Annotated in this window: 1 protein-coding gene and 1 pseudogene; both read left to right on the top strand. The window is 68.2% G+C overall.

Annotated features, from left to right (window positions below; genetic code table 11):
- The first annotated feature begins 31 nt into the window (after positions 1-31).
- The gene (locus GSF22_RS33735; protein ID WP_208817937.1) at positions 32-676 is read left to right on the top strand and encodes a zeta toxin family protein; all 645 of its coding nucleotides are present in this window, start codon (positions 32-34) and stop codon (positions 674-676) included.
- A 132-nt stretch (positions 677-808) separates the two neighbouring features.
- Positions 809-1,131: pseudogene (locus GSF22_RS33730) on the top strand (NAD-dependent DNA ligase LigA); the annotation flags it as partial.

Genomic DNA, 1,131 nt, shown 5'->3' with positions numbered 1-1,131 from the left:
CCGCACCGCTCCCCCGACAGGCGACCTCCGCATGAAGATCCACACCACGAAGACGCCATCCCCTACCGGGCCGCCGACGCTCGTGATCATCCGAGGCAACTCCGGTAGCGGAAAAACCACGACCGCCCGCGAGACCCGCCGCCGCTACGGCCGCGGAATCGCCCTCCTGGAACAGGACCACCTACGCCGGATCATCCTCAGAGAACACGACACCGCCCACATCGACCCGGTCGCACCGGCGTTCATCACCGCGACCGCCCGCACCGCCCTCGACCTGGGCTACCACGTCATCCTCGAAGGCATCCTGCACACCACCCGGTACGCCGACATGTTGCACCAGCTCATCGACAACCACCCCGGGCCGGCCGCCGTGTTCTACATCGACGTGTCCTTCGACGAAACCGTCCGCCGTCACCTCAACCGGGACGAGCCCATCCCCGTCACCGCCGAGGAGATGCGCCACTGGTACACCCACCGGGACCTGCTCGACGTCCCCACCGAAACCGTCATCCCCGAAACCAGCACCCTTGAGCAGACCGTGACCACGATCCTGCACGCCAGCGGCCTGACCGGCACGACACCACAGACACCCTGCCCACGACGCTGCCCGCACTGCGCCCGCAAATCCGAGCGCACCGCTCGCAGCATCGCAGCGGCTCCTTCAGCCAATCCCTGAACCTCCGCTGGCTCGCCCCCGTTTGCCGGGTCAGCCGACGGAACTCCACCCGACTGCGTCCCCGCGGCACCAGGGGTGAATCGCATCAGCGCGCCCGCCGTACTGTCAGTGGCAGTCAGGAGAATGGGCGGCATGACGAAGCCTTCCTCCACGGCACCCCCTGTCGACCTCGCTGATGAGGCCGCCTACCTTGAAGCCGTCGCGCAGGCGCGGAAGGCCGCCGATGCCTACTACGGCTCCGGCGAGTCAGGCTTGGACGACGAGACCTACGATCGGCTGCTACGCGCCATCACCGCCTGGGAGGACGCGCACCCCGGGCAGATCGCGTCCGACTCCCCGTCGCAGCAGGTCGCGGCAGGAGTGACCGCTGGCGACGTCACGCACACCGTCGCGATGCTCAGCCTGGGCAACGTCTTCTCCGACGAGGAGCTGACGGCGTGGGCGGTCTCGTTGCA

This window comes from Micromonospora echinofusca, assembly GCF_017614955.1.
Lineage (GTDB): Bacteria > Actinomycetota > Actinomycetes > Mycobacteriales > Micromonosporaceae > Micromonospora > Micromonospora echinofusca_A.
The sequence above is the reverse complement of the archived record's forward strand: the minus strand, read 5'-3'. Positions and strand labels throughout refer to the sequence as shown.